This window comes from Mesorhizobium sp. CO1-1-7, assembly GCF_020164885.1.
Classification (GTDB): domain Bacteria; phylum Pseudomonadota; class Alphaproteobacteria; order Rhizobiales; family Rhizobiaceae; genus Mesorhizobium; species Mesorhizobium australicum.
This window is the reverse complement of sequence record NZ_JAIUHA010000018.1, coordinates 26105-50576: the sequence shown is the minus strand read 5'-3', so window position 1 is coordinate 50576 and position 24472 is coordinate 26105. Positions and strand designations below refer to the sequence as shown.

22 protein-coding genes are annotated in these 24472 nt (G+C 64.5%); 9 read left to right on the top strand and 13 right to left on the bottom strand.

All coding sequences use genetic code 11. The features are described 5' to 3' along the window. Positions 1 to 121: 121 nt before the first annotated feature. The 7 genes from LB516_RS28585 to infC all read right to left on the bottom strand — a co-directional run bounded on the left by LB516_RS28585 (position 122) and on the right by infC (position 6794). Positions 122 to 724 (bottom strand): nucleotidyltransferase family protein, encoded by a 603-nt coding sequence (locus LB516_RS28585; protein WP_224720812.1) that lies wholly within the window; start codon positions 722 to 724, stop codon positions 122 to 124. Between the two features lie 38 nt (positions 725 to 762). Further along, complete coding sequence (gene pheT / locus LB516_RS28580) at positions 763 to 3171, bottom strand: phenylalanine--tRNA ligase subunit beta (protein WP_224720811.1); 2409 nt, start codon at positions 3169 to 3171, stop codon at positions 763 to 765. A gap of 43 nt (positions 3172 to 3214) precedes the next feature. Continuing rightward, positions 3215 to 4267 carry a phenylalanine--tRNA ligase subunit alpha gene (pheS, locus tag LB516_RS28575; protein WP_041163588.1) on the bottom strand — a complete coding sequence of 351 codons (1053 nt, stop codon included), beginning with the start codon at positions 4265 to 4267 and terminating at the stop codon, positions 3215 to 3217. A 300-nt stretch (positions 4268 to 4567) separates the two neighbouring features. Then, complete coding sequence (gene rplT, locus LB516_RS28570; RefSeq protein WP_006201247.1) at positions 4568 to 4969, bottom strand: 50S ribosomal protein L20; 402 nt, start codon at positions 4967 to 4969, stop codon at positions 4568 to 4570. Positions 4970 to 5057: 88 nt separating this feature from the next. Continuing rightward, positions 5058 to 5261 (bottom strand): 50S ribosomal protein L35, encoded by a 204-nt coding sequence (gene rpmI / locus LB516_RS28565; RefSeq protein ID WP_006201248.1) that lies wholly within the window; start codon positions 5259 to 5261, stop codon positions 5058 to 5060. A 185-nt stretch (positions 5262 to 5446) separates the two neighbouring features. After that, entirely contained in the window at positions 5447 to 6094 is a 648-nt protein-coding gene (locus tag LB516_RS28560; protein ID WP_140660118.1) for a methyltransferase family protein, read from the bottom strand. Between the two features lie 163 nt (positions 6095 to 6257). Next, complete coding sequence (gene infC, locus LB516_RS28555; RefSeq protein WP_023772325.1) at positions 6258 to 6794, bottom strand: translation initiation factor IF-3; 537 nt, start codon at positions 6792 to 6794, stop codon at positions 6258 to 6260. Between the two features lie 222 nt (positions 6795 to 7016). Between infC and LB516_RS28550 the strand changes: the two genes are divergently transcribed. The 4 genes from LB516_RS28550 (at position 7017) to LB516_RS28535 (ending at position 10405) form a co-directional block, all read left to right on the top strand. Beyond that, on the top strand, positions 7017 to 7802 hold the full coding sequence (locus LB516_RS28550; RefSeq protein WP_224720810.1) for an alpha/beta hydrolase: 786 nt from the start codon (positions 7017 to 7019) through the stop codon (positions 7800 to 7802). A gap of 2 nt (positions 7803 to 7804) precedes the next feature. Then, positions 7805 to 8947, top strand: coding sequence for a benzoate/H(+) symporter BenE family transporter (locus tag LB516_RS28545; protein ID WP_140876183.1), 1143 nt, complete (start codon positions 7805 to 7807; stop codon positions 8945 to 8947). Positions 8948 to 9064: 117 nt separating this feature from the next. After that, a complete protein-coding gene (locus LB516_RS28540) occupies positions 9065 to 9547 on the top strand; it encodes a DUF2852 domain-containing protein (protein WP_127873324.1) in 483 nt (160 codons plus the stop codon). A 99-nt stretch (positions 9548 to 9646) separates the two neighbouring features. Beyond that, positions 9647 to 10405: a M48 family metallopeptidase gene (locus tag LB516_RS28535; protein WP_140660116.1), complete on the top strand. Its 759-nt coding sequence runs from the start codon at positions 9647 to 9649 to the stop codon at positions 10403 to 10405. Between the two features lie 6 nt (positions 10406 to 10411). Here LB516_RS28535 and LB516_RS28530 read toward each other — a convergent pair whose 3' ends face one another. Further along, positions 10412 to 10630, bottom strand: a complete 219-nt coding sequence (locus tag LB516_RS28530) for a hypothetical protein (protein WP_041163587.1) — start codon at positions 10628 to 10630, stop codon at positions 10412 to 10414. Between the two features lie 113 nt (positions 10631 to 10743). Here LB516_RS28530 and LB516_RS28525 point away from each other — a divergent pair, with 113 nt between their 5' ends. The 5 genes from LB516_RS28525 to LB516_RS28505 all read left to right on the top strand — a co-directional run bounded on the left by LB516_RS28525 (position 10744) and on the right by LB516_RS28505 (position 16111). Beyond that, positions 10744 to 11403 carry a phosphoribosylanthranilate isomerase gene (locus LB516_RS28525; RefSeq protein WP_224720809.1) on the top strand — a complete coding sequence of 220 codons (660 nt, stop codon included), beginning with the start codon at positions 10744 to 10746 and terminating at the stop codon, positions 11401 to 11403. A 90-nt stretch (positions 11404 to 11493) separates the two neighbouring features. Further along, positions 11494 to 12744 (top strand): tryptophan synthase subunit beta, encoded by a 1251-nt coding sequence (gene trpB / locus LB516_RS28520; protein ID WP_224720808.1) that lies wholly within the window; start codon positions 11494 to 11496, stop codon positions 12742 to 12744. Positions 12745 to 12805: 61 nt separating this feature from the next. Beyond that, positions 12806 to 13645 (top strand): tryptophan synthase subunit alpha, encoded by an 840-nt coding sequence (trpA, locus tag LB516_RS28515; protein WP_140660114.1) that lies wholly within the window; start codon positions 12806 to 12808, stop codon positions 13643 to 13645. A gap of 48 nt (positions 13646 to 13693) precedes the next feature. Next, entirely contained in the window at positions 13694 to 14620 is a 927-nt protein-coding gene (accD, locus tag LB516_RS28510) for an acetyl-CoA carboxylase, carboxyltransferase subunit beta (RefSeq protein WP_224598044.1), read from the top strand. A gap of 165 nt (positions 14621 to 14785) precedes the next feature. Continuing rightward, positions 14786 to 16111, top strand: a complete 1326-nt coding sequence (locus LB516_RS28505; protein ID WP_224720807.1) for a bifunctional folylpolyglutamate synthase/dihydrofolate synthase — start codon at positions 14786 to 14788, stop codon at positions 16109 to 16111. 192 nt (positions 16112 to 16303) lie between these two features. Here the strand turns inward: LB516_RS28505 and LB516_RS28500 are convergent, their stop codons facing one another. The 5 genes from LB516_RS28500 to LB516_RS28480 all read right to left on the bottom strand — a co-directional run bounded on the left by LB516_RS28500 (position 16304) and on the right by LB516_RS28480 (position 24472). After that, positions 16304 to 16585 carry a cupin domain-containing protein gene (locus LB516_RS28500; protein WP_224720806.1) on the bottom strand — a complete coding sequence of 94 codons (282 nt, stop codon included), beginning with the start codon at positions 16583 to 16585 and terminating at the stop codon, positions 16304 to 16306. Between the two features lie 132 nt (positions 16586 to 16717). After that, entirely contained in the window at positions 16718 to 17041 is a 324-nt protein-coding gene (trxA, locus tag LB516_RS28495; RefSeq protein ID WP_015314366.1) for a thioredoxin, read from the bottom strand. A 74-nt stretch (positions 17042 to 17115) separates the two neighbouring features. Next, entirely contained in the window at positions 17116 to 20622 is a 3507-nt protein-coding gene (addA, locus tag LB516_RS28490; RefSeq protein WP_224720805.1) for a double-strand break repair helicase AddA, read from the bottom strand. Continuing rightward, positions 20619 to 23753 (bottom strand): double-strand break repair protein AddB, encoded by a 3135-nt coding sequence (gene addB / locus LB516_RS28485; RefSeq protein WP_224720804.1) that lies wholly within the window; start codon positions 23751 to 23753, stop codon positions 20619 to 20621. The genes addA and addB overlap by 4 nt, the downstream gene beginning before the upstream one ends. Continuing rightward, entirely contained in the window at positions 23750 to 24472 is a 723-nt protein-coding gene (locus tag LB516_RS28480) for a nucleotidyltransferase family protein (protein WP_181174466.1), read from the bottom strand. Before LB516_RS28480 ends, addB begins: the two co-directional genes overlap by 4 nt.

The window sequence follows — 24472 nt, the reverse complement described above, 5'->3', positions numbered from 1 at the left end:
GCTGCGGCGGACGCATAGGGGGAGAACTGTTACCTATGTATCCGGTTCATTCTGTAACCCATCTATCGGCTGGACACAGGACAGAGGGGGGTGCCTCGCGCCGACCTGAAACTCTATTCGCTCACCACGGCACCACCGTAATCTCCGGCCAATACGCCCGCGCTCGCGCGCCCTTCTCCTCATGCGTCTTCCGGTTATCCATCAGCCGGCTGGGCGTAATTCGAAACGAAAAAAGATCGTCGAGCCCGAACGGCGCCACGAGGTCCAGCTGCCCATCGGCGTCGTAGCGCACCCCCACCGCATGCGTCTTCGAGGCAAAATAGCTGACGGATTGGCTGGCACTCGTATAGCGCGGGCACGGCTGCCCGAACTTTTGCGGATACCACAGATGCACGCGCGCCTGGTTGCGTACTTCCACCGGCAGCGGCAGTCCTTCGAAATGCCTGGCCGCCCGCTGGATCACCGCGTCCTCGGCTTCGTAGGACAGGTCGGAACCGTCGAAATAAAACAGGTCGACATCCCTGATGCCGTAGCCCGATGGCTTGCCGGTCAGGTGGTTCCAGACGCTATTGTAAAGCGCGCCGGAAACCACCAGCCAATCCGGCAGCGCAAGCGCGCGCACCCTCGCCAGCATTTCGGCAAGCAGCGGGTCAGCCGCGACGATGTCGAGAAAAGCCGTACGCTGTTTCTCGAAGGAGAGCCCAGAATAGCGCAGATGGTCCATCGCCCTTTGGAAAGCGATTCGCCATCCGCTCGCAAGTCTCAGCCGCGCAGCACGCCGCCCGTCTGCTTGCCGACATTCTCGACGATGCGCTTGGCCAGCGTCTCGAAATCCTCGTCGGTCAACGTCTTCTCGACCGGCTGGATCGACACTTCGATGGCGATCGACTTCTTGCCTTCGCCCAGCGACGCACCTTCGAACACGTCGAAGACCGAGACAGCCGTGATCAGCTTCTTGTCGGCGGCAAGCGCGGCACGTACCAGCGCGCCGGCCTCGACTCCCTTGTCGACGACGAAGGCGAAGTCGCGTTTCACCGCCTGGAAGGCGGACAGGTCCAGCCTGGGCTTGGTCTTGGTCGGCTTGGCCTTCGGCTCGGGTACGGCGTCAACGAACACCTCGAAGCCGCAGAGCGGCCCCGAGACATCGAGCCCTTCCAGCGTCTTCGGATGGAACTCGCCGAACGTGCCGAGCACGGTCTTCGGGCCAAGCTTGATCGTTCCGGAACGGCCGGGATGGTACCAGGCGGGTCCGCCGGCCTCGATCTGCAGCCGGTCGACCGGTGCGCCACAGGCTTCGAGTGCGGCGATCGCATCCGCCTTGGCGTCGAACACGCCGACCGGGCCCGAATTGCCGGCCCAGTTGCGGCCGGAGCCGTCGAGCTTTGCCGTGCCGCGACGCACGCCGGCGGCGACGCGCCGCTGCTGGTCGGCGCCGTCGCCCTCATAGGTGCCCGAGACCTCGAACAGCGCCACGTCGCCGATGCCCTTGTCAGCGTTGCGCTGCGCGGCCGAAATCAGCCCCGGCAGCAGCGAGGGCCGCATGTCGGACATGTCGGCGGCGATCGGGTTGGCAAGCTTCAGCGCCGTCTGGCCGCCGCCGAACAATTCGGCGTGTTTGGCCGGGATGAACGACCAGGTAACGGCCTCCATCATGCCGCGCACGGCAAGCGAACGCTTGGCGGCACGGGTGCGGATCTGCAGCGTGGTCAGGATCTTGCCGTTGACCACGTCATGCGCGCCGAGCGGCTGCGGCGCGATATTGTCGACGCCATGGATTCGCATGACCTCCTCGACCAGATCGGCCTTGCCGTCGACATCGGGCCGCCAGGACGGCACCGTGACGTCGACGACGTCGCCCGATCCCTGCGCGTGGAAGCCGAGACGCGACAGGATGTCGAGGCTCTCCGCCTTTGGCACCTCGATACCGGTCAGCCGTTTCACTTCCGACAGCGGAAGCGACACGATCTTCGGCTGATGCCCGGCATAGCCGGCCACCTCGGCCTCGGTCGGCGTGCCGCCGCAGAAATCGATCACCAGCTTGGTCGCCAGTTCGATGCCCGGCACCATGAATTCAGGGTCGACACCGCGCTCGAAACGGTAGCGCGCGTCGGTGATGATGCCGAGCGTGCGGCCGGTGCGGGCCGTGGTGATCGGGTCCCAAAGAGCGGATTCGATCAGCACGTCCGTCGTGTTCTCGTCACAGCCGGAGTGTTCGCCACCCATGATGCCGGCAATGGACTCGACGCCATTGTCGTCCGCGATCACGCACATCTCCGGCGTCAGCGTGTATTCGCGCCCGTCGAGCGCCTGCACCTTTTCGCCATTCTTGGCGCGGCGCACCACGAGGTTGCCGGCGACCTTGGCGGCATCGAAGACATGCAGCGGCCGTCCGCGGTCGAAGGTGACGTAATTGGTGATGTCGACCAGCGCGCTGATCGGCCTCAGCCCAATGGCGATCAGCCGCTGCTGCAGCCATTTCGGCGAGGGTCCGTTCTTGACATCCTTGACCAGCCTGAGGGCGAAGCCGGGGCAAAGCTCCGGCGCTTCGATCGTCACCTTCACCGGGCACATGCCGTTGCCGACATGCGGCATGATCGCCCCGCCGACGAGGCGGCCAAGCCCGCTCGCCGCCAGATCCCGGGCGATGCCGTAGACGCTGGTGGCGTCGGGCCGGTTCGGCGTCAGATTGATCTCGATGACCGGATCGTCGAGATGCGCATAGGACGCAAAGCTGGTGCCGACCGGCGCATCCTCGGGCAGGTCGATGATGCCATTGTGCTCGTCGGACAGTTCCAGCTCGCGCTCGGAACACATCATACCATGGCTTTCGACGCCACGGATCTTGCCGACAGTCAGCGTCACGTCGATGCCGGGCACATAGGTGCCGGGCGCGGCGAAGGCGCCGATCAGGCCGGCGCGGGCATTCGGCGCGCCGCAGACGACCTGCACCGGCGGCTTGCCGTCGCCGGTATCGACGGTCAGCACCCGCAGCCGGTCGGCGTCGGGATGCTGCACCGCCGTCAGCACCTTGGCGATGACGAAGGGTTTCAACTCCGCCTTATCGTCGACATGCTCGACCTCGAGGCCGATCGAGGTCAGCCGCTCGACGATTTCGGCCAGCGTGGCGTCGGTTTCAAGGTGATCCTTGAGCCAGGAGAGGGTGAATTTCATTGGGCTGTTCCGTGGTAGCTGGCAGCAGGAGTCTTCAGGGCCGTCACGCGCTCAGGCCTCCGAACAGCGTCGGCATGTCCAGCGGCCGGAAGCCGTAATGCGACAGCCAGCGCACATCGGCGTCGAAGAAGGCGCGCAGGTCGGGCATGCCGTATTTCAGCATGGCGATGCGGTCGATGCCCATGCCCCAGGCAAAACCCTGGTACTCGTCGGGATCGAGCCCGCCGGCCCTGAGCACATTGGGGTGCACCATGCCGCAGCCCAGGATCTCCATCCAGTCGGAGCCTTCGCCGAAGCGCACTTCGCCGGGCCTGGAGCGGTCGCACTGGATATCGACCTCGAGGCTCGGCTCGGTGAACGGGAAGAAGGACGGGCGAAAGCGCATCTTGACCTGCGGCACTTCGAAGAAGGCCTTGCAGAACTCTTCCAGCACCCACTTCATGTTGGCGACGTTGGCCGATCTGTCGATCACCAGCCCCTCGACCTGATGGAACATCGGCGAGTGGGTGGCGTCGGAATCCTGGCGATAGGTCTTGCCCGGAATGACGATGCGGATCGGCGGCTTCTGCTTCTCCATGGTGCGGATCTGCACCGGCGAGGTATGAGTGCGCAAAAGCTTGCGCTCGCCCTTCTCGTCCGGCTGGAAGAAGAAGGTGTCGTGCATCTCGCGTGCCGGGTGGCCCTCCGGAAAATTCAGCGCGGTGAAATTATAGTAGTCGGTCTCGATATCGGGTCCTTCGGCGATGGCGAAGCCGAGATCGCCGAAGATCGCGGCGATTTCGTCGATGACCTGGCTGATCGGATGGATGCGGCCGCGCTCGGCCGGCGACTGCCGCACCGGCAGCGTCACGTCGACCTTCTCAGCCGCCAGACGGGCGGCGATCGCCACATCCCTGAGTTCAGCCTTGCGGGCCGTCAGCGCCTCGGTGACACGATTTTTCAGGCCATTGATCGCCGGGCCCTTCACCTGCCGTTCCTCGGCGCTCATCGCGCCGAGCGTCTTCAGCATTTCCGAGATTGAGCCCTTCTTGCCAAGCGCCGAGACGCGCACCGCCTCGATCGACGTCTCGTCGGCGGCCGAGGCGATGTCAGCCATCAGGGTATTTTCGAGTGCATCAAGGCCAATGGTTGCGTCGTTCACGATCAAACTCGCTGCGTTGGAAGTCGGCTTAAGTGAAAGTCACTTTAAAAGTGAAATTTCAGGCAGAGACAAAAGAACCCGCGCCAGCCGTGCCAGCGCGGGTTCCCCAAATCAGAATTTCGAATGCTTGGGAAGCGCTGGGCTCGGAGCCCGATCCCGAAAAGTTGCAGACTTTTCGGAAAAGATCGCGCTCCCCGCTAATTTCCCTGGAGCATGATGTTGTCCAAAAAGTCAGAAACTTTTTGGCATCATGCTCTAGGCGACAGCGCTTTCAAAAGCATTCGGAGTGGTGTTCTTGAGGTACTCAAGAGCAACCTTGGCCTTGGCCACCAGGGCGGCGAAAGCCTGCGGCTCGTGGATGGCCATGTCGGACAGGATCTTGCGATCGATCTCGATGCCGGCCTTGTTCAAACCGTCGATGAAGCGGCCATAGGTCAGGCCATGCTCGTGCGTCGCGGCGTTGATGCGCTGGATCCACAGCGCGCGGAACGAGCGCTTGCGGTTCTTGCGGTCGCGGTAAGCGTACTGCAGCGACTTTTCCACCGCCTGCTTGGCGATGCGGATGGTGTTCTTGCGGCGGCCGTAGAAGCCTTTCGCGGCTTTCAGAACCTTCTTGTGCTTGGCGTGCGAGGTGACGCCTCTCTTTACGCGTGCCATGTCATGATCTCCTTAAAAGCAATTCCAGGTGCCTGGCGGCGTTCCGTTCGAAATTGCGTAAAACTGATGCGTGTCCGGACCGAATGCCTTAGAGGCCGTTCGGCAGAAAATTCTTGATGACCTTCTTGCCATCCGGTTCAGCCAGAACCATCGTGCCGCGGGCATTTCGAATGAACTTGTTGGAACGCTTGATCATGCCGTGACGCTTGCCGGCCGCAGCCGACAGGACTTTACCCGTACCTGTGATCTTGAACCGCTTCTTGGCGGCCGATTTGGTCTTCATCTTGGGCATTTTGCTACTCCGTATTGTTGGCGCACGATCGCGCTTCTTGTTCGCTCCGGGCCGACCAAAGCCCGAAAAGCAAATGAAACCGCCACGGCATGCCCTGCCGGGCGGTTTTCTTGGAACGGCGGTGCTATAGATCAAAGATGGCGCGGGCGCAACACCCTCAGCACCGTGCGACGCACTGTCCCCGGTCAGGGCAGCCTAAACCAGACCGGCAGCATGCCCGACAACTGCGCGCCGTCGATCAGTTCGAAAGCCGGCAGCGCGATCAGGAACACCAGCCCGTCGAGCAGTGTGGTCAAAAGCAGGCTCGGCCTGAAGCTGCCGGTGTCGCCTTCCTGGTAGAGCGAAAGCTTGGGGAAGAAGCGCGGCACGCGTGCCAGATAGTCGGCATAGGGTGCACCGAGCGCCTCCTTGAGGAACTTCTCCTCGCGCAGGATGACGATATGGAAGGCACCGGCGCACAGAACCGCGAAAAGGATGATGCCGGAGAACGAGCCGATCTGCGCGCCGACGCCGGCGGCGGCCACGGTCGAGAACACGTAGAGCGGGTTGCGGGTGATCGAATAGGGGCCGCCGGTCACCACCTCGGAGGATTTGCGCCCGCCTATATAGAGCGTCGCCCAGAGGCGCCCGACGATGCCGAGGAAAATCAAGAGCACGCCGAACATCTCGATCGTTTCGTGCACCGGCGTGTCCGGCGGGAAGGTCGACTGGCCGAACAGCAGCGCCAGAAACAGCACCACCACGAGCACGGCAAGCACCAGTCGGCGCATCTGCTGGTAGTTGCCCAGCCCATGTTTGACGTCCTTGACGTCCGAAACCTTGTCGTTGGCCATGCGGGAATCCGATCGTCGAAGAGCTTTGCCGGCGATCGCAGCTTTGAGCTAAGAAATAAGGCGTCCCGCCGATCGCCGGGACGCCCTGTAGCACAATTCAGGCGGATTTGGATCGCGATATCCGGGCCTGACGTCATCGTGATCCAAGTGCGTTCCGCAAACCTTAGCGCGGCGCCAGCACCATCATCATCTGGCGGCCTTCGAGCTTCGGCTCGGCTTCCACCTTGGCGATGGTCGCCACCTCCTCGCGCACCTTGTTCAGAAGCTGCATGCCGAGTTCCATATGCGCCATCTCGCGGCCGCGGAAGCGCAGCGTCAGCTTGACCTTGTCGCCTTCCTCGAAGAAGCGGCGCACCGCCTTCATCTTGGTTTCGTAGTCATGGCTGTCGATGTTCGGGCGCATCTTGATCTCCTTGATCTCGATGACCTTCTGGTTCTTGCGCGCCTCGGCCGCCTTCTTCTGGTTGGCGTATTTCAACTTGCCGAGATCGAGGATTTTTACGACGGGGGGGACCGCGTTGGGCGATATTTCGACGAGATCGAGCCCGGCCTCTTCGGCGAGCAGCAATGCATCGTTGATGGAAATATCGCCGCGATTCTGGCCGTCGGCGTCGATAAGCTGGACCCGGGGAACCCGGATGTCACGATTGGAGCGCGGCCCATCCTTGGTCGGCGCCGCTGCTTTGAAAGGTCTGCGAATGGTCGTGGTCTCCTTGGCCGTTTCGTTCGGGATTTGTCGGTCTTGATACGTGGACGCGCCAATGTGGTGAGCGCGCGGGCGGAGTCAATAGCACAGCATTGACAGAAAATCACCCTGATCGCTGGCCTGCACCAAACAAAGAAACAGCGCGAGTACTTTTCGCCACGCCTCCGGCTGTGCCACAAGGACCGCGTGCCAAAAGACGGGCCTGAGGAAAAAACCATGATCGCCACGCCCCCATCCTCTCTGGCTCCAACTTTTCTGGATGTCGACGGATCTGATATCGCGGTGCGCCATTCAGCCGGCTCGACGCCCGGCGTCGTCTGGCTCGGCGGCTACAAGTCGGACATGCTGGGCACGAAGGCCGAGACGCTGTCGGACTGGGCGGCAACGGAAGGCCGGGCCTTCCTGCGGCACGATTATTCCGGTCATGGCGAATCCGGTGGCGCCTTCGCCGACGGCACGATCTCGAAATGGCTTGCGCAAAGCCTTGCCGTCTTCCGGCATTTCGCCAAAGGCGATCAGATCCTGGTCGGCTCGTCGATGGGCGCCTGGATCGCGCTGCGCATGGTGCAGGAATTGCGCAAGGCGGGCGACGCAAACGTCGTCGGCCTGGTGCTGCTGGCCCCGGCGCCGGATTTTACCAGCGACCTGATCGAGCCGGTGCTGACCAAGCCACAGAAGCGCGATCTCGCCGAAAAGGGCTTCTTCGCGGAACCCTCGGATTATTCCCCCGAGCCTTACGTCTACACCCGCGCCCTGATCGAGGATGGGCGCGATAACCGGGTGATGACCGGGCCGATCGACACGCATTGCCCGGTTCACATCGTGCAGGGACTGGCCGACGCCGACGTGCCGTCGAGCCATGCCTTGAGGCTGGTCAGTCTGCTGCCGGCCGACGATGTCACGCTGTCGCTGATCCCTGACGGCGACCACCGCCTGTCGCGGCCGCAGGATCTCGACATGCTGGTGCGGGCGGTCGGCGATATGGCCAGGCGAGGCCAGTGACGATGCGCCTGTCCATCCCGATCTCCGCCTTCGTCGCGGCCATCGTCGGTTTCGGCGGCACGCTGGCCATCGTCATTGCCGCCGCCAAGGCGGTCGGCGCGACGCAGGTCGAGACGGCAAGCGGTGTGACGGCGATCTGCCTGGCCATGACCGTCGAGTGCCTGTGGCTGTCATGGCGCACGAAAATGCCTGTCATCACCGCCTGGTCGACGCCAGGCCTTGCACTGGTCGCCGCCTCGAGCGGCTTCTCGATGGGCGAGGCCGTCGGCGCCTATATCGTCACGGGCGTGCTGCTGGTCGCTACCGGCCTGTTTGGGCCGCTGACCCGGCTGATATCGAGAATACCGGCTTCGGTCGCCTCCGGCATGCTGGCCGGCATCGTCGTCACCTTCGCCATCAATGCCATGAAGGCCATTCCGGCGGACCCTTGGCTCATCCTGCCGCTGATCGCGGCATTCTTCGTCATCCGGCTGTTCAATCCGGCGCTGTCGGTGCTGGCGGTGCTGGTTGGCGGTGGCCTTGCCGCCTTCCTTACGGGCCGTGTCGGCGGCCTGCCCGCGCCCGAACTGTCGACACTGACGTTTATCGCTCCCCATTTCACCGCCAAGGCGATCATCGGCCTGGCGCTGCCGCTCTACCTCGTCACCATGGCTTCGCAGAACCTGTCGGGGCTGGCGGTACTGCGGGCGGCCGGCTACCACCCTGAACCTGGCCCGCTGATCGGCGTCACCGGCCTGTTTTCGCTCCTGTCGGCACCATTCGGTGCCGGAACCACCAATCTGGCCGCGATCTCGGCGGCCATCTGCACCGGCCCTGACGTCCATCCCGATCCCGCCGAGCGCTGGAAGACCGGGCCGTTCTACGCGCTTGCCTATCTCGTCTTCGCAATTTTCGGCGCTTCGCTGGTGGCGATCTTCGCCGTCCTGCCGCAGACCCTGATCGTGCTGGTGGCGGGACTTGCGCTGATGGGGTCGCTCGCCAACGCGCTGGCGATCGCGCTGAAGGACGAGAGCGAGCGCATGGCCGCAACCGTCACCTTCGTCGTGACCGCCTCCGGGCTGACGCTGTTCGGTGTCGGCGCCGCATTCTGGGGCCTGATCGCCGGGTTGGTCGTGCTTTTCCTCGATATGCTCAAAAAGCGATAATCATTTCAGGCCCTTGTTCGGTTTTGGCGGACATTGTCTTGAATCGCCGTTTTCGCCTTCCCATTTCGATTCCACGCAGCCGGTTCTGGCTGTCTCCAACCGAAGGAATGGGAGAAAATGAACACATCTGCATTGATCCGCCCGGCCTGGACGCCGGCGACCATCGCGTTGATGGTGATCGGTTTCATGGTGTTCTGGCCGCTCGGCTTCGCCATGCTCGCCTACATCATCTGGGGCGACCGGCTCGAGGGCTTCAAGCGTGACGTCAACCGCGCGACCGACGGCATCTTCGCCGGCTGCCGCCGTGGCTCCGACAAGGCCGCGCGCTGGGGCAACGGCTCCGCCCGCACCGGCAACGTCGCTTTCGACGACTGGCGCGAAAAGGAGCTTGAGCGTCTGAACGAAGAGCGCCGCAAGCTCGACGAGATGCTGACGCAGTTCGACGAGTATGCCCGCGAATTGCGCCGCGCCAAGGATCAGGACGAGTTCGACCGGTTCATGGCCAACCGCAACAAGTCGACCGCGCCGGCCAAGACCGATCCGAGCACCGGAACGACCCCCACCAAGCGTGGCAAAGGCTCGAACCTGCTCGACGACTGAAGCCCGGCGACAGGGCCAAGGTATGATGACGGCGTCGCGCGAGCGGCGCCGTTTCTTTTTTGTTCTATTCGTTCTCCTCGAATCGCGTATCGTCCCGCCATGACCATCGGGTTCTTCCGCAATCTGACGAAGCCCAAACCCACGCCTGTGGTGGAGCGGGAATATTGCGTCGCCGGCCGCACGCTGCCGCTCAAGATCGTCGAGAGCGCCAGGGCAAAGCGTCTGACGCTGCGCATCGATTCCGGCGGACAGGGCCTGCGCATAACCGTGCCGCCGGGCCTGCGCCGCGGTGAAGTGGACAGGTTCCTCGACCGCCACCAGGGCTGGCTGGAACAGCGGCTGGCCAAGGTGCCGACGCGGCCGCAGGTGCGTCCGGGCATAAAGATTCCGGTGCGCGGCGTGGCCCACCGTATCGTGCATGAGCCGTCAAAGCGCGGCACTGTCACCATATCGCGCGACGACCGTGGCCCGCTGCTGATCGTGCATGGCGACCGCATCCATCTGCCGCGTCGCATCGCCGATTTTTTGAAGCGCGAGGCCAAGAAGGAAATCGAAAAGCTGGTCGTCAAGCATACGGAGGCGCTCGGCAAACGCGCCAAGGCGATCCGCTACAAGGACACCTCCAGCCGCTGGGGCTCCTGCACTTCGGAAGGCAATCTGTCCTTTTCCTGGCGCATCATGATGGCGCCGCAGCCTGTCATAAACTACCTCGTCGCGCATGAGGTGGCGCATCTCAAGGAGATGAACCACGGGCCGAAATTCTGGAAATTGTGCGAAAAGCTCTGCCCCGACACCGATCGCTGCAAGGATTGGCTGAAGCGCAATGGCGGCGCCCTGCAGGCGATTGTGTTCGAGTAGGGCGCCTCAATCATCATTCGCCGCATTGAGCTCATCCGGCCGCAACCCTTCGTCGCCATGGTGCGGCCAGGGTAGAAAGTTCCGGTCGAAAGCTTCGCCGCCGAAATAATCCAGCGCTCGATGCGCCTCGGCGCCATTGAAGGCGGCCCTGTCCATGAGGTGCGCTATGACCTCGCGCGCCTGCGCGATCTTCTGCTTCAGTTCGGCAACGGTCTGGTCGGCCATGGCTGTGCTCCCGCCTTGCATGCTGTCCAATCCATAGGTAGCGCCTTTGGCCCTGCCGGCAAACAGCATGCTTTTTCTCGACTCTTGGCGCTTTTCGTGCCAATTCCCGCGCCATGGCGCTCGACATCAAGATCTGCGGCTTGAAGACCGACCAGGCAATGGCCGCGGCCCTGGCCGGCGGCGCCAGCCATGTCGGGTTCATTTTCTTTCCAAAAAGCCCGCGTTATGTTGAGCCGGCCGAAGCCGGCCGTCTGCGCGAAGCGGCTCGTGGCAAGGCCTTGGCGATTGCCGTCACCGTCGATGCCAGAGACGCCTTCTTCGACGAAATCGTCGAAAAGCTGCAGCCCGACATGCTGCAACTGCACGGCTCCGAAACCCCCGAGCGAGTGGCTGAACTGAAAGCCCGCCATGGGCTGCCGGTGATGAAGGCGTTGCCGCTCAGCGAGGCCGCCGATCTCGAACGGATAAAGCCGTTTGTCGGCATCGCCGACCGGTTCCTGTTCGACGCCAAGCCGCCAAAGGGCTCGGAGCTGCCGGGCGGCAATGGCGTCGCCTTCGACTGGCGCATTCTCGCCGGCCTTGACGCCGGGATCGATTACATGCTTTCCGGTGGGCTCAACGCCGCCAACATCGGCGATGCCCTTAGGCTTGCCAATCCGCCCGCGATCGACATTTCGTCAGGCGTGGAAAGCGCCCCGGGCGTCAAGGATCCGGCGCTGATCGAACAGTTTTTCCGGGCCGTCAGGGCCGCGCGGGACGACCGCGCTGCCTGAACAAAATTTCGAACCCTGAGCATGTCCCGGAAAAGTGGGAACCGGTTTTCCGACAGGACATGCTCAAAGTACAGATCTAGGAGATCGGCGATGAACAAGCCGGCGACACCCAATTCCTTCCGCACCGGACCCGACGAACAGGGCATGTTCGGCATTTTCGGCGGTCGTTTCGTTGCCGAAACGCTGATGCCGCTGATCCTCGACTTGGAAAAAAACTGGAACGAGGTCAAGAACGATCCGGAATTCAGGGCCGAACTGACCGGTCTTTCGACCCATTATGCCGGACGGCCGTCGAAGCTCTACTTCGCCGAGGGCCTGACCAGGCATCTTCGTGAGGTTTCCTCGGCGAAGGGCCTCGGGGGCGGCGCGAAAGTCTATTTCAAGCGCGAGGATTTGAACCATACCGGTTCGCACAAGATCAACAACTGTCTGGGCCAGATCCTGTTGGCCAAGCGGATGGGCAAGAAGCGCATCATCGCGGAGACCGGTGCTGGCCAGCATGGCGTGGCGTCCGCGACCGTCGCGGCCCGCTTCGGTTTTCCCTGCGTCGTCTATATGGGCGCGACCGACGTTGCCCGGCAGAGCCCCAACGTCTTCCGCATGAAGCTGCTCGGCGCCGAAGTGCGGCCCGTCACCGCCGGCCACGGCACGCTGAAGGACGCCATGAACGAAGCCCTTCGTGATTGGGTGACCAATGTCGAGGACACCTATTATTTGATCGGCACCGCGGCTGGCCCGCACCCCTATCCGGAAGTGGTGCGCGATTTCCAGTCGGTGATCGGAACCGAGGCGCGCGCGCAGATCCTCGAACAGGAGGGGCGGCTGCCCGACACCATCATCGCCGCCGTCGGCGGCGGGTCCAATGCCATCGGCATGTTCCATCCCTTCCTCGATGACAAGGAAGTTCGGATCATCGGCATCGAAGCCGGCGGGCGCGGCCTCGACGGCATCGAGCATTGCGCCTCGATGAATGCCGGCTCCCCCGGCGTGCTGCACGGCAACCGCACCTATCTCCTGCAGAATGCCGACGGCCAGATCATGGACGGCCATTCGATTTCGGCCGGCCTCGATTATCCCGGCGTCGGCCCGGAGCATTCCTGGCTGCGCGACTCCGGGCGTGTCGACTATGTGCCGATCCTTGACGACGAGGCGCTCGAGGCCTTCAAGCTGACGACCCGCGTCGAAGGCATCATCCCGGCGCTGGAATCCGCGCACGCCATCGCCCATGCGGTCAAGATCGTGCCCGCCATGGACAAGGACCAGATCGTCATTGTCAACCTGTCCGGCCGTGGCGACAAGGACGTGCACACGGTGGCCTCGATGCTGGGCATGGAGATCTAGGCCCTTTGGACCGTTCGACCTGGGAGTTGATTATGAGCAAAATTCGTCCAAAGGGCCTGACATGACAACCCGCATCGACCGCCGCATGACGAAGCTGAAGGCCGAAGGCCGCCCGGCCCTCGTCACCTATTTCATGGGTGGCGACCCCGACTATGCAACCTCGCTGTCGATCATGAAGGCGCTGCCCGGCGCCGGCTCCGACGTCATCGAGCTCGGCATGCCGTTTTCCGACCCGATGGCCGACGGCCCGGCGATCCAGGCGGCGGGCCTCAGGGCGCTCAAAGGCGGCCAGACGCTGGTCAAGACGCTGAAGATGGCGTCGGACTTCCGCGCCGGCGACGATGAAACGCCGATCGTGCTGATGGGCTACTACAATCCGATCTACATCTACGGCGTCGACCGTTTCCTGAAGGACGCGATCGCCAGCGGCATCGACGGGCTGATCGTCGTCGACCTGCCGCCGGAGATGGATGAGGAACTCTGCATCCCGGCGCTGAAGGCTGGCATCAATTTCATCCGGCTGGCGACGCCGACCACCGACGACAAGCGCCTGCCCAAGGTGCTGCAGAACACATCCGGCTTCGTCTACTACGTGTCCATGACCGGCATCACCGGCTCGGCGCTTGCCGACACCGGCAAGGTCGCCACAGCGGTCCAGCGCATCAAGGGTCACACCAACCTGCCGGTCTGCGTCGGGTTCGGCGTCAAGACCGCCGAACAGGCGCGCGTGATCGGGGCCAACGCCGACGGCGTGGTCGTCGGCACGGCGATCGTCAACGCGGTCGCGAACGTGCTGGGGCCGAACGGTGAAAAGACCGCCGATCCGGCGGAGGCAGTCGCCACGCTGGTCAGCGGCCTTGCGCAAGGCGTGCGTTCGGCCCGCCTTGCTGCCGCCGAATAGTTTCCCTACGTCTTTACCCAACTCTTCGTCAGGACAGGAGCCGAAGCGATGAACTGGATCACCAATTACGTTCGCCCGAAGATCAATTCGATGCTCGGCCGGCGCACCGACATGCCCGAGAATCTCTGGATCAAGGATCCCGAGACTGGCGAGATGGTGTTCCACAAGGACCTGGAATCCAACCAGTTCGTCATCCCGTCTTCCGGCCATCACATGAAGATCTCGGCCAAGGAGCGGCTGAAATTCTTCTTCGATGACGGCAAGTACGAGACCCTGGACAATCCCAAGGTCATGCAGGATCCGCTGAAGTTCCGCGACGAGAAACGCTATGTCGACCGGCTGAAGGACGCCAAGGCCAAGACCGGCCTGGAAGACGCCATCATCAATGCGCTGGGGACCGTCGAGGGCTTGCCGGTGGTGGTGACGGTGCAGGATTTCGCTTTCATGGGCGGTTCGCTCGGCATGGCTGCGGGTGATGCCATCGTGCATGGCTTCGAGGTCGCCTTGCAGCGCAAGCGGCCGTTGATCCTGTTCGCCGCCTCCGGCGGCGCGCGCATGCAGGAAGGTATTTTGTCCCTCATGCAATTGCCGCGCACCACGGTTGGTGTCGATAGGCTGAAGGAAGCCGGCCTGCCCTACATCGTCGTGCTGACCAACCCGACCACCGGCGGCGTCACCGCCTCCTATGCCATGCTGGGCGACGTGCACATCGCCGAGCCCGGCGCGCTGATCGGTTTTGCCGGGCCGCGTGTCATCGAACAGACCATCCGCGAGAAGTTGCCGGACGGCTTCCAGCGCTCCGAATATCTGATGGAGCATGGCATGGTCGACATGGTGGTGTCGCGGCTGGAGCTGCGGGAGACCATCGCCCGCCTGTTGAAGATGCTGCTCAAGATGCCGGAAGAGCAAAAGCCTCTGGAACCGGAAATCCTGCCGCCGGCCGTGGTTGCCGCCGACGTCCGGCCGCAAGCTTGACGCTACACCGACCTAACGCGAGACTGGCCTGACGTGAGACTGGCCTGACGCGACATTGGCCGCCGCGAACAGCGATTGCGCGGCATCCGTTGCACGCTGTAGCCTTTTGATAGCCGTGGTCTTTGCGGGAGCGATTCTGGCTCCAGGCCATGCACGGGATTTGCCATGACGACGCTTGCCGCGGACCGCGAAATCGAAGCCCTGATGGCGCTTCACCCGAAGGGTTTCGACCTTTCGCTCGACCGCATCACGCGGCTGTTGGAACGGTTGGGCAGTCCGCAGGACCTGCTGCCGCCGGTCATCCACATCGCTGGCACCAACGGCAAGGGTTCCTGCGCCGCCTTCTCGCGGGCGCTGCTGGAAGCCTCCGGCCGGCTCGTCCATGTCCACACCTCGCCGCATCTTGTCAGCTGGCACGAGCGCTACAGGCTGGCCGCCGAAGGCGGCGGGAGGCTGGTCGACGACGACATCTTCGCGGAGGCCATTGCCCGCGTTGCCAAGGCCAATGCAGGCCAGAAGATCACCGTCTTCGAAATTCTCACCGCCGTCACCTTCATCCTGTTTTCGGAACATCCGGCCGATGTCGCGATCATCGAGGTCGGTCTTGGCGGCCGGTTCGATGCCACCAATGTCATCGCGCGGCCCGCCGTGTCGGTGATCATGCCGGTGTCGATGGACCATGAGGCCTATCTCGGCGATCGCGTCGAACTGATCGCCGCCGAAAAGGCCGGGATCATGAAGCGTGGCTGCCCGGTGGTCATCGGCGCGCAGGAAAGCGAGACGGCGCTGCAGGTGCTGATCGACGCCGCCGAGCGGCTGGAATGCCCGACCCTAGTCTACGGGCAGGATTTTCTCGCCTTCGAGGAAAATGGCCGCATGGTCTACCAGGACGATGATGGGTTGATGGATTTGCCGCCGCCGCGGCTGCCCGGTCGCCACCAGTTCGCCAATGCGGCCGCCGCGATCGCCGCGGTCAAGGCGGCCGGCTTCGAGATCAGCCACCGCGCCGCCGAGAAGGCAATGACCAACGTCGCCTGGCCGGGCCGCATGCAGAAGCTGGCGCAGGGCCGGCTGGCGGAACTGGCGCCTAGGGGCGCCGATATCTGGCTCGACGGCGGCCATAATCCTGGCGCCGGCGTCGTCGTCGCCGAAGCGCTGGCCGAGCAGGAAGAAAAGAACCCGCGTCCGCTCTTCCTCATTTCGGGCATGATCAACACCAAGGACCAGGCCGGCTATTTCCGCGCCTTCAAGGGCCTCGTCCGGCATGTCTACACCGTGCCGGTGAGCATGAGCGATGCCGGTGTGCCGAATGACGAACTGGCGATCCGTGCCACGGAAGCCGGGCTGACGGCCGAGCCGGTAAGCTCCGTCGCCAGCGCCCTGATGCTGCTGCGCGACACCTGGGACGGCCCCACGCCGCGCATCCTGATCGGCGGGTCGCTTTACCTGGCCGGCGCGGTTCTGGCCGAGAACGGCACGCCCCCAACCTGAGGCCGTCCATTGCCTCGTTATCCCGGGGCGTAGCGAGGAGCGAAGCGAAGCAGCGGTGCGGAATTTCCTTCCGCTGCATTCGTCGAAGGCCGTCACGGCATGGATACCAAGGTCTTCGCGACGGAGCTTCGCTCCTGCTTCGCCCTGGTATGACGAAGTTAAGGGGGCTTCGCTCAACGTCAGGGTTGCCGCTTACTTCAGCTCGATCTCGATAAAAGCGTACTCGCCCTCATTGGCGTTGACGACGTCGTGTTCCACTCCCTCCTTGCGGAAATACGGCGCGCCTTTCTTCATCTCGGCGAAGGTTTCGCCGTCCTTGGTCACCAGCTTCAGCTTGCCGTCCATCAGTGGCACCACGACATAGTCGTGGCCGTGGCGATGCCAGCCGGTGTTGTCGCCCGGTTGAAAGCGGTATTCGGTGACGATGACGCGTTCGTTGTCGATGAAGACGGTGGCCTTGGCGGATCCGGTCATTTCTCTCTCCCTGCTTCTGCTGTCAACAGAGGACATGGAGTGGCCCGATGTGAGGGCCAGAGCGGCGCACCGATGACGCCAACAAAAAGCCCGGCGCGATGGCCGGGCTCAATGCTTGGAATTCAGATGGGATCAGGCGAGATTGCCGTTGACCCAGTGCGACAGTGCGGTCTTGGGCGCGGCGCCAACCTTGATGTCGGCCACTTCGCCGCCCTTGAAGATCATCAGCGTCGGGATCGAACGCACGCCAAACTGGGCGGCAAGCTCGGGATTCTCGTCGATATTCAGCTTGGCGATCTTGACCTTGGCGCCGAGCTCGGTGGCGATGTCTTCAAGCGCCGGTGCGATCATCTTGCAAGGGCCACACCATTCCGCCCAGAAATCAACCACAACCGGCACCTGGGCATTAAGCACGTCAGCCTGGAAATTGTTCTTGTCGACCTTGACGGTGGTCATGCTGAAATCCTTTCGAAATTTTTCGTCCCACCAAATGTGGTGGTTGTCGCGCCCTTCTTCAAGCAGTTCTTGTGTCACGCTCCCGTGAGTCGGGCAAGGGCGTCGTCCAAGGCCCGGGACGGCAGTTCGATCAGCCTTGGCGCTTCGGTGAACAGCAGGACTGCCTTGACCTCCCGTCCGGGATAAAGCGGCTGCAGCAGGGCGCGATAGAGCGCGAGCTGAAGCAGATAGGCCGGCGGGACTTCCGCCAGGGAGGCGGGTGCGGGCCGGTTGGTCTTGTAGTCGACGATCGAGACCGCGTTCGGGGTCACCGCCAGCCGATCGATCTTGCCCGAAATGGAGCGGATCTTGCCCTTGACCTCCAGGCTGCCCATGATCGCGACCTCGGCGCGCGAGGAGGGCGCGAACAGCTGACCGAGGCCGGGGTCGGCAAGGATGGCGATGACCGATGCCAGGGCCTTTTCACGCTCGGCCTCAGGCCACGCCGCACCCGTTCGGGAGAGATAACGCTTCGCAGCGTCCACCCGTGCGTCCTCGGCGATGCCGGGCAGCATCTGCAGCAGTTTGTGCAGGGCGAGCCCGCGCAGCACGGCAAAACCCGGCTCGGCAGCGGCGTCCAGCACCGGCGACGCCTTGTCGACCACCGCTTCCTTGCCTTCCTCGATCAGCGCCGAGGCGCCCGACGGCGACAGGGGACGCGGCAGGTCCTCGAAAGGCGGCAAGGGCCTGAACAGGGTCGTCGGCAAGGGTCCGAAAGCATCGGCCTGCCGTGCCTGTTCGCCCGGACTTGGCGCAACCGGCGGCAGTTTGGTGATGTGGAAACGGTAGACAGGCTCCCCGCCGGCAGGATGCGGATGCTGTTCGCTTTCGGGCGCGCCGCTCAGCGCGCGGCTGACGATCGAATGCCAGGTGCCGGCGTTCGGCGCCCGCTTGCCGTGATAGCCGCAGACGATAAGCCGGTCCTCGGCGCGCGTCATGCCGACATAGAGCAGCCGGCGGTACTCGTCGTCGGCGAGTTCGCGGGCGCGAGCGGCGGCCGTCTTCGAGAAGCCGTTGGCGACGTCGCTGGCCGAACGCCAGAGATAGCCCCTGCCATCCCAATGTCGGCCAGAGCCGTCGAAAGGCATCAGGCGCGGCAAATGCTGGTCGCTGAACGGGGCGGAACCGCCGTCGACCAGGAACACCACGGGCGCCTCAAGGCCCTTGGCCGCGTGCACGGTCATGACCCGGACCTCGTCACGGGTCTGGTCCATCTCGCGCTTGATCTCGGGGCCGGCGTTTTCCAGTGTCGACAGGAAGGCTTCCAGCCCGGGCAGGCCAGTCCGTTCTTCGGCAAGGCAGAAGCTCAGGAACTCATCGAGAATATCGCCGGCTTCCGGCCCGAGCCGCGCGATCATCTTGCGGCGTACGCCATCGCGCGCCAGCAGGGCGGCATAGAATTCGAACACCGGCTTGAAGGCGGCCTCGTCAGCCCAGCCGTCGAGTTGCGCGACCACCGCCGCGAGCGTTTCGCTTCCGCCGGCATGCTGGCGTAGCGATGCCGCCAGCGACACGCCGGACGGCCGTTGCGCGGCGAGCGTGAACAGTGTCTCTTCCGGCAGGTCGAAGACCGGACTGCGCAGCAGAGCGGCGAGCGACAAGTCGTCCTGCGGCTGGATCAAAAGGTGGCCGAGCGCGATCAGGTCCTTGACGGCAATATGGCCCGACAGGCTCAGCCGGTCAGCGCCGGCAACCGGGATGTCGCGGCGCTTGAGCGCGCGGGTCAGCGCGTGGACGAAGCTGTCGCGCTTGCGCACCAGCACCAGCACGTCGCCCGGCCGCAGCCGCTTGCCACGCCCCTCGATGATTTCGCCCTTGCCGATCCAGCCGGCAATGGTGGCCGCGACATTCTCGGCGACGCGCACCGCCGGCGCATGGGCATGGTCGATCGCTTGCGCCCAGTCGTCGGGCTCGTCGACGGCCTCGGCACCGATCGACGGCCAGACCTCGACATAGCCTGGCGCATCGGTGCGGATCGCCTTGTGGTTCAGCGGATCGGGATCGTGGCTGATGCCGCGCCGCACGATGGGATCGGCAAAGACCCGGTCGACGGCGGCCAGCACATCGTCCGTGGAGCGGAACGACCAGGTCAGCTTGAGGTCGGCGAAGGACGCTTCGGCATCGCGCACACGCCCGGCGAACAACAACCGGCTGTCGGCGAAGGAGTCGGGTGCCGCACCCTGGAAGGAGTAGATCGACTGCTTCTCGTCGCCGACGGCAAAGACCGTGCGGTGGACCCGCTCGCGGGCGCCGAAGCCGGCAAAGAATTCTTCCGCCAGCCGCTTCACCACCTCCCATTGATCCGGGCTGGTGTCCTGCGCCTCGTCGAGCAGGATGTGATCTATGCCCTGGTCGAGCTTGTATTGCACCCATGGGCCGGCATCGGGCCGCGCCAAAAGGTTCACCGTGCGGGTGATCAGGTCGTTGAAATCGAGAAAGCCGCGGCCGCGCTTCAGCACTTCGTATCGTGCGATCAGCCAGTCGGCGATGGTCAGGGCCGCGCGGGTGCCCTCCAGCATCCGGAATAGCGCCAGCCGGTCGACAGTCTCCATGATGGCGCTGGCGGCCGACAGATAGCGCTCGGCAAGATCAGGCAGCCGGTCGGTGAGCGCCTTTTTGAACGCCTTTGCCGGATCATAAGGATCGCCGTCGGTCTTGAGGAAGGCTCTTGCAAGCAACTGCAGCCGGCGGAGAGGGTCGCTCTCGGCGAAGGCCAGGCGCGCATAGGGCAGGATGTTGTTCAACACCGACCTGGCGTCGGTGGCTTCGGCTGCCTGGGCAAAGCCGGAAAAATAGTCCGGCAGGAAGCCAGGCAGCGGCCATACAGATGCCGCTATGCCTTCGGCGGTCTGGCCGGGCTGGAAATGGAATTCATCGAACAGCGGCTGGAAGCCGTCACGCCCCACAGCATCGAGGAAATGGCGCAACCCGTCACGCTTGCGCACGATCTCGCCAAGCAAGGCGTCGAGACCGGCTTCACCGCCGCGTTCCAGGATAGTGGCGAAGGCCTCCGCCAAAGTCCTGTCGCCGGCGGCGGAGATCATCTCGCGGCGCGCAGCGGCAAAAAGCGAGGCCTCCATCTGGCTGTCGAGCATTTCGAAATGGGCGGGGATGTTGGCTTCCAGGGGGAACTGATGCAGAACGGATTCGCAGAAGGCGTGAATGGTCTGGATTTTCAACCCGCCAGGCGTCTCCAGCGCCTCGGCGAACAGGCGGCGGGCACGGCGCATGGTGTCGCGATCGGCCCGGCGCCCTTCCAGCGCCTCTATTCTGGCGGCCAGCTCCAGATCACCCAGCGATGTCCATTCCGACAGCGTGGAGAAAACCCGGTTCGACATGTTGGCGGCCGCGGCGCGCGTATAGGTCAGGCACAATATCTTCGAGGGATCGGTGCCGTTGAGCAGCAGCCGGATGACGCGCTGGGCCAGCACGTGCGTCTTGCCCGATCCCGCATTGGCCGACACCCAGGCCGAATTGCCGGGATCGGCGGCCCGCGCCTGGCTCGAAGCCGTATCGCTGGGGATCGGATAGGCTTTCTTCATGCCTCCCCTCCCTCATCCCCGGCGTCGCCGCCGGCGGACCATTCGAGCACGCGAGCGAGGTGGTCGTAATCGCCATCGGTTTCGCCTTCGCGAAACGGCAGCGCGCGTGACAGATAGCCGGTCGCCGGGTCGCCATAATGGATCAGCAGTTTTTCCAGTCGCGCCCAGGCCTCTTCGGCAAGATCGGCGGCGGTGCGTGGTTGGCGGTTGTGTTCGAGTATGGACTCCTCGAACACCTCGCCATTCGGCTTCAACCTGATGAAGGCCAGTTGCGACGGTTCGCGCGTGCCCAAATCCTTGAATGCGCCACGCCTGAGCAGCGCCCCTTCCAACGCCAGTTGCGGCGCCAATAGCGTATGGGCCTGTGCCTTGGAAGGCGATGAGCCCGTCTTGTAGTCCAGAATGTCCGCCATGCCGCCGGCCAGCAGGTCGACACGGTCGGCATAGCCGGACAGCGTTACGCCGGACTGTCCGACCACAGTCTTGCCGGCGCGCTCCTCGGCATGCCGCTGGATGACCGCGTCGGCGCGCGTTCGCTCCCATTCGATGATGTTGGCGGCGAGCTTTTCGAACCGCGGCCACCACACCGCCTCGACATCGGCGGGAAGCGCCGCCTCGGCAAAACAGGCGCGGCCGGCGGCGATGAGCCCGGCCAATGCGTCCGGCCCGCGCGGGTCGGCCACCTCGGACGAAAAGAGATGCAGGATGGCGTGAAACAGCGTGCCGCGCTCCGCCGCACCCGGATCGCGGACGAGCGGATCGAGCGGCGTCAGGCCAAGGATCCTCCGGGCATAGACAGCGTAGGGGTCGCGGCGCAGCGTCTCGATCTCGGTGACAGAGAAATGCGTCGGGCGGACCGAGAGCGGTGGCTTCGGCTGCGGCCGTGGCGCGTAATCCCGCTTCGGCCCCGTGTCGAGCGCGCGCGCCCAGGCGAGCAGTTCATCGCCGCGCCGGCGCAGTGCCGCCGCCTGATCGTTGCCAATGAAGGTGAGCAGCCGCTGCAACCAGCGCGACGGCACGGCGGGCGCGTCGCCGGCACGCGCCGAGCGGGCCAGCACCACATGTCTCGCGCCCATGGCCATCTGGAAATCGTGCGCGGCAAGCCCGATGCGCCGCTCCGGCGGTTCTAGGTCGATGCCGGTCTTCATCAGCCGCGACATGAAGCGGTCGCTCTCCGGCTTGCGCGGCCAGACTCCTTCGTTGAGCCCGCCGATTACCAGCGTGTCGACATCCTGCAGCCGCGCCTCCAGGGCGCCCCAGATGGCGATGTTCCTGTCGGTGCCTTGCGCTGGCTTGACGGTCTCGGGCGCGATCAGCGCCTCCATCACATCGGGCCATTCGATTGCCGCGAACGACAGCCGCGCCGAAGCCGCGACCAGCCCGCGCAGCAGTTCGGCGAGTTTTTCGCCGGCATCGCCGGCGTAGAGTTCGCCAAGACCACCGTCGGCGGAACGGCCGAGATTTTCCAGGGCAACGACGCTGGCTTCGACCAGCTCGGCAAGGCCGGCCTCCGCCTGGCCGCGAAAGGCCGAAAGCGGCGCCAGCGCGTCAGCCAGGCGTGCGAGAAGGGTCCGCGCAACCTCAATGGAGCGCACGGTCAGGCGGGCAAACCAGAACGGCGGCCGGCTGCCGTCGCCTAGCCCGGTGAGGCGGGCCTCGAAAACATCCGGCAGCGAAGCGATGTCGGGGCGGCCGGTGCCGCCGCGCAGCGCCACCAGTTCGACCAATTCCGCCGCGTGGCGCACGTTGACCCGTTCCAGACCCAGGCCAAGCAGGGGATGCTTGAGCAGCGACAGCAGGCCGACCGGATCGCCCGGCCGGAACACCGCTTCGAGCGCCAGCCTGAGCAGGCTGGCCGCCGGCGTGTTGGACAGCGGCGTGCCGCCGGAATCGTCGGCAACGACACCGAAGCGCTTGAGCTCGACCGAGACGCGGCGTGCCAGCGCGCGGTCGCCGGTCACGAGAGCGGCCCTTTGGCCGGGTTCTTCCACTGCCTGCTTGAGCGCGACGGCGATCGCGACGGCTTCGTCGCGCTCGCTTGCCGCCTCCAGCAGCGTCACGTCGGCGAAGGCGCCGGCAATATCGGACGCTGAAAACCCGTTTCGTGTTTCCGCCCACAATTCCGTGGTCTCGGCCGGCCGCAGCGCCTCGCCGACAAGGGCGGCGCGGCGCGCGAGCTTCGGCTCGGCCGCACCGATCTCCTCGACATCGCCGCGCAGCACGCCGATCTTGCCGATCAGCTTTGCCAGGCCGTATTGCGGATGGCCCAGCACGGCTGGACGCGCGCCGGGAGCGACGAGCGCCTGGAAGGAGGCTTCGTCGAGCATCTGGTCCAGCCCGGGCAGCACGATGGCACCGCCGGACAGGCCGGCGATGGTCGCAAGCAGTTCCGCCGTGGCGGGTATGGAGCCGGTGGACCCCGCGGCTATGACCGGCCCGGCGGGTGGATTGCGCCGCAGCCGCGCGGCCTCGGCACGGATCAGGGCGCTGCGATGCGCGGCTGGGTTGGAGCGGTCGCTCTCTGCGAGGAATTTCGGCCAGGCATCGGTGACGATGCCGAGGAATTCGAGCGTGACCTGCCACCATCCGGCAAGGTTGCCACTGACGAGCCCGGCAAGTTTGGCCCAATCGGTGCCTTCCGTCTCGATCTCGTCCATCAGCCCGGCCAGATCGCGCGCCAGCCAGATCGCGTCGGCGGTGGAGGCCGGGACGACGATCTCCTCGGCGAAGAGGACCGCGACATGGGCGGGCAACCGGCGTTTCCACGCCCGCACCAGCGGCGTCAGCAGCAACAGTCTCTCGGTGGCGGGGATCGCGGGCGCGAGATCGATTGCCGCCGTTGGATCGGTCTCGAATGCGGCCTCATCCTCGTCGAATTCGCCGAGCGGCCGGATCACCGGCAGGATCGCCGAACCGCCGCCGCCACGCGCCTTCAGGCTGTCGACGAAGACGCCGCGCAAGGCACGTGCGGCCCGGCGCGTCGGCACATAGATGGTAACATCGGCCAAAGCGAGGGGGTCACCGTCGAACCGAAAGCCGGAGACAAGGCGGCCGTCAAGCAGCGCCTCGGCCAGCGTCGGCAGAAACGGCGCTCCGGAGGGAATGGAGAAAACGCGGCTTGAGCCGCTCATTGCGATCCGATGAGTGCGCCGGCCACTGCGTCTTCGGCGAGCGGAATGGCATCGGGCGTGCCGACGGTTATCCAGTGGCCATGCATCGGCATGCCGAACAGGCGGCCGGCGGCAATCGCCTTGTCGAAATAGGCATTGAGCGAATGCGGTTCGGCGGGTGCGTTTTTGAACAGGCGCGGATGGATGATCGCCGCGCCGGCATAGATCAGGCCAGCGGGATCGCCTTTCGAACGCCGCAGGGCGCCATCCGGCGCCACCAGGAAATCGGTGCTGCCACAGTGCCCTGTCGCCTGATGGAGATCCGCCAGCATCAGCAGAATATCCATTTTCGCGGCGTCCCATGCAAGGGCAAGCCGCCCGAGATTGAGCGGGCCGTGGTCGATCCAGAATGTATCGGCGTTGAGGATGTAGAACGGCTCCTGGCCGAGCTCCGGCAGCGCCTTGACGATGCCGCCGGCGGAATCGAGCAGCCGGTCGCTCTCATCGGAAATGACGACGCGCGGCGCGCGGCGCGCGGCCACATGAGCGACAATCTGTTCGGGAAGGTAATGGACATTGACCACCGCCTTGCCGACGCCGGCCGCCGCCAGGCTGTCGAGGCCCCAGTCGAGCAGCGTCTTGCCGGCGATGCGGACCAGCGGCTTGGGGATAGCGTCGGTGATCGGCCTCATGCGCTTGCCGAGCCCGGCGGCAAGGACGATGGCGGTGTCCGGTTTCAT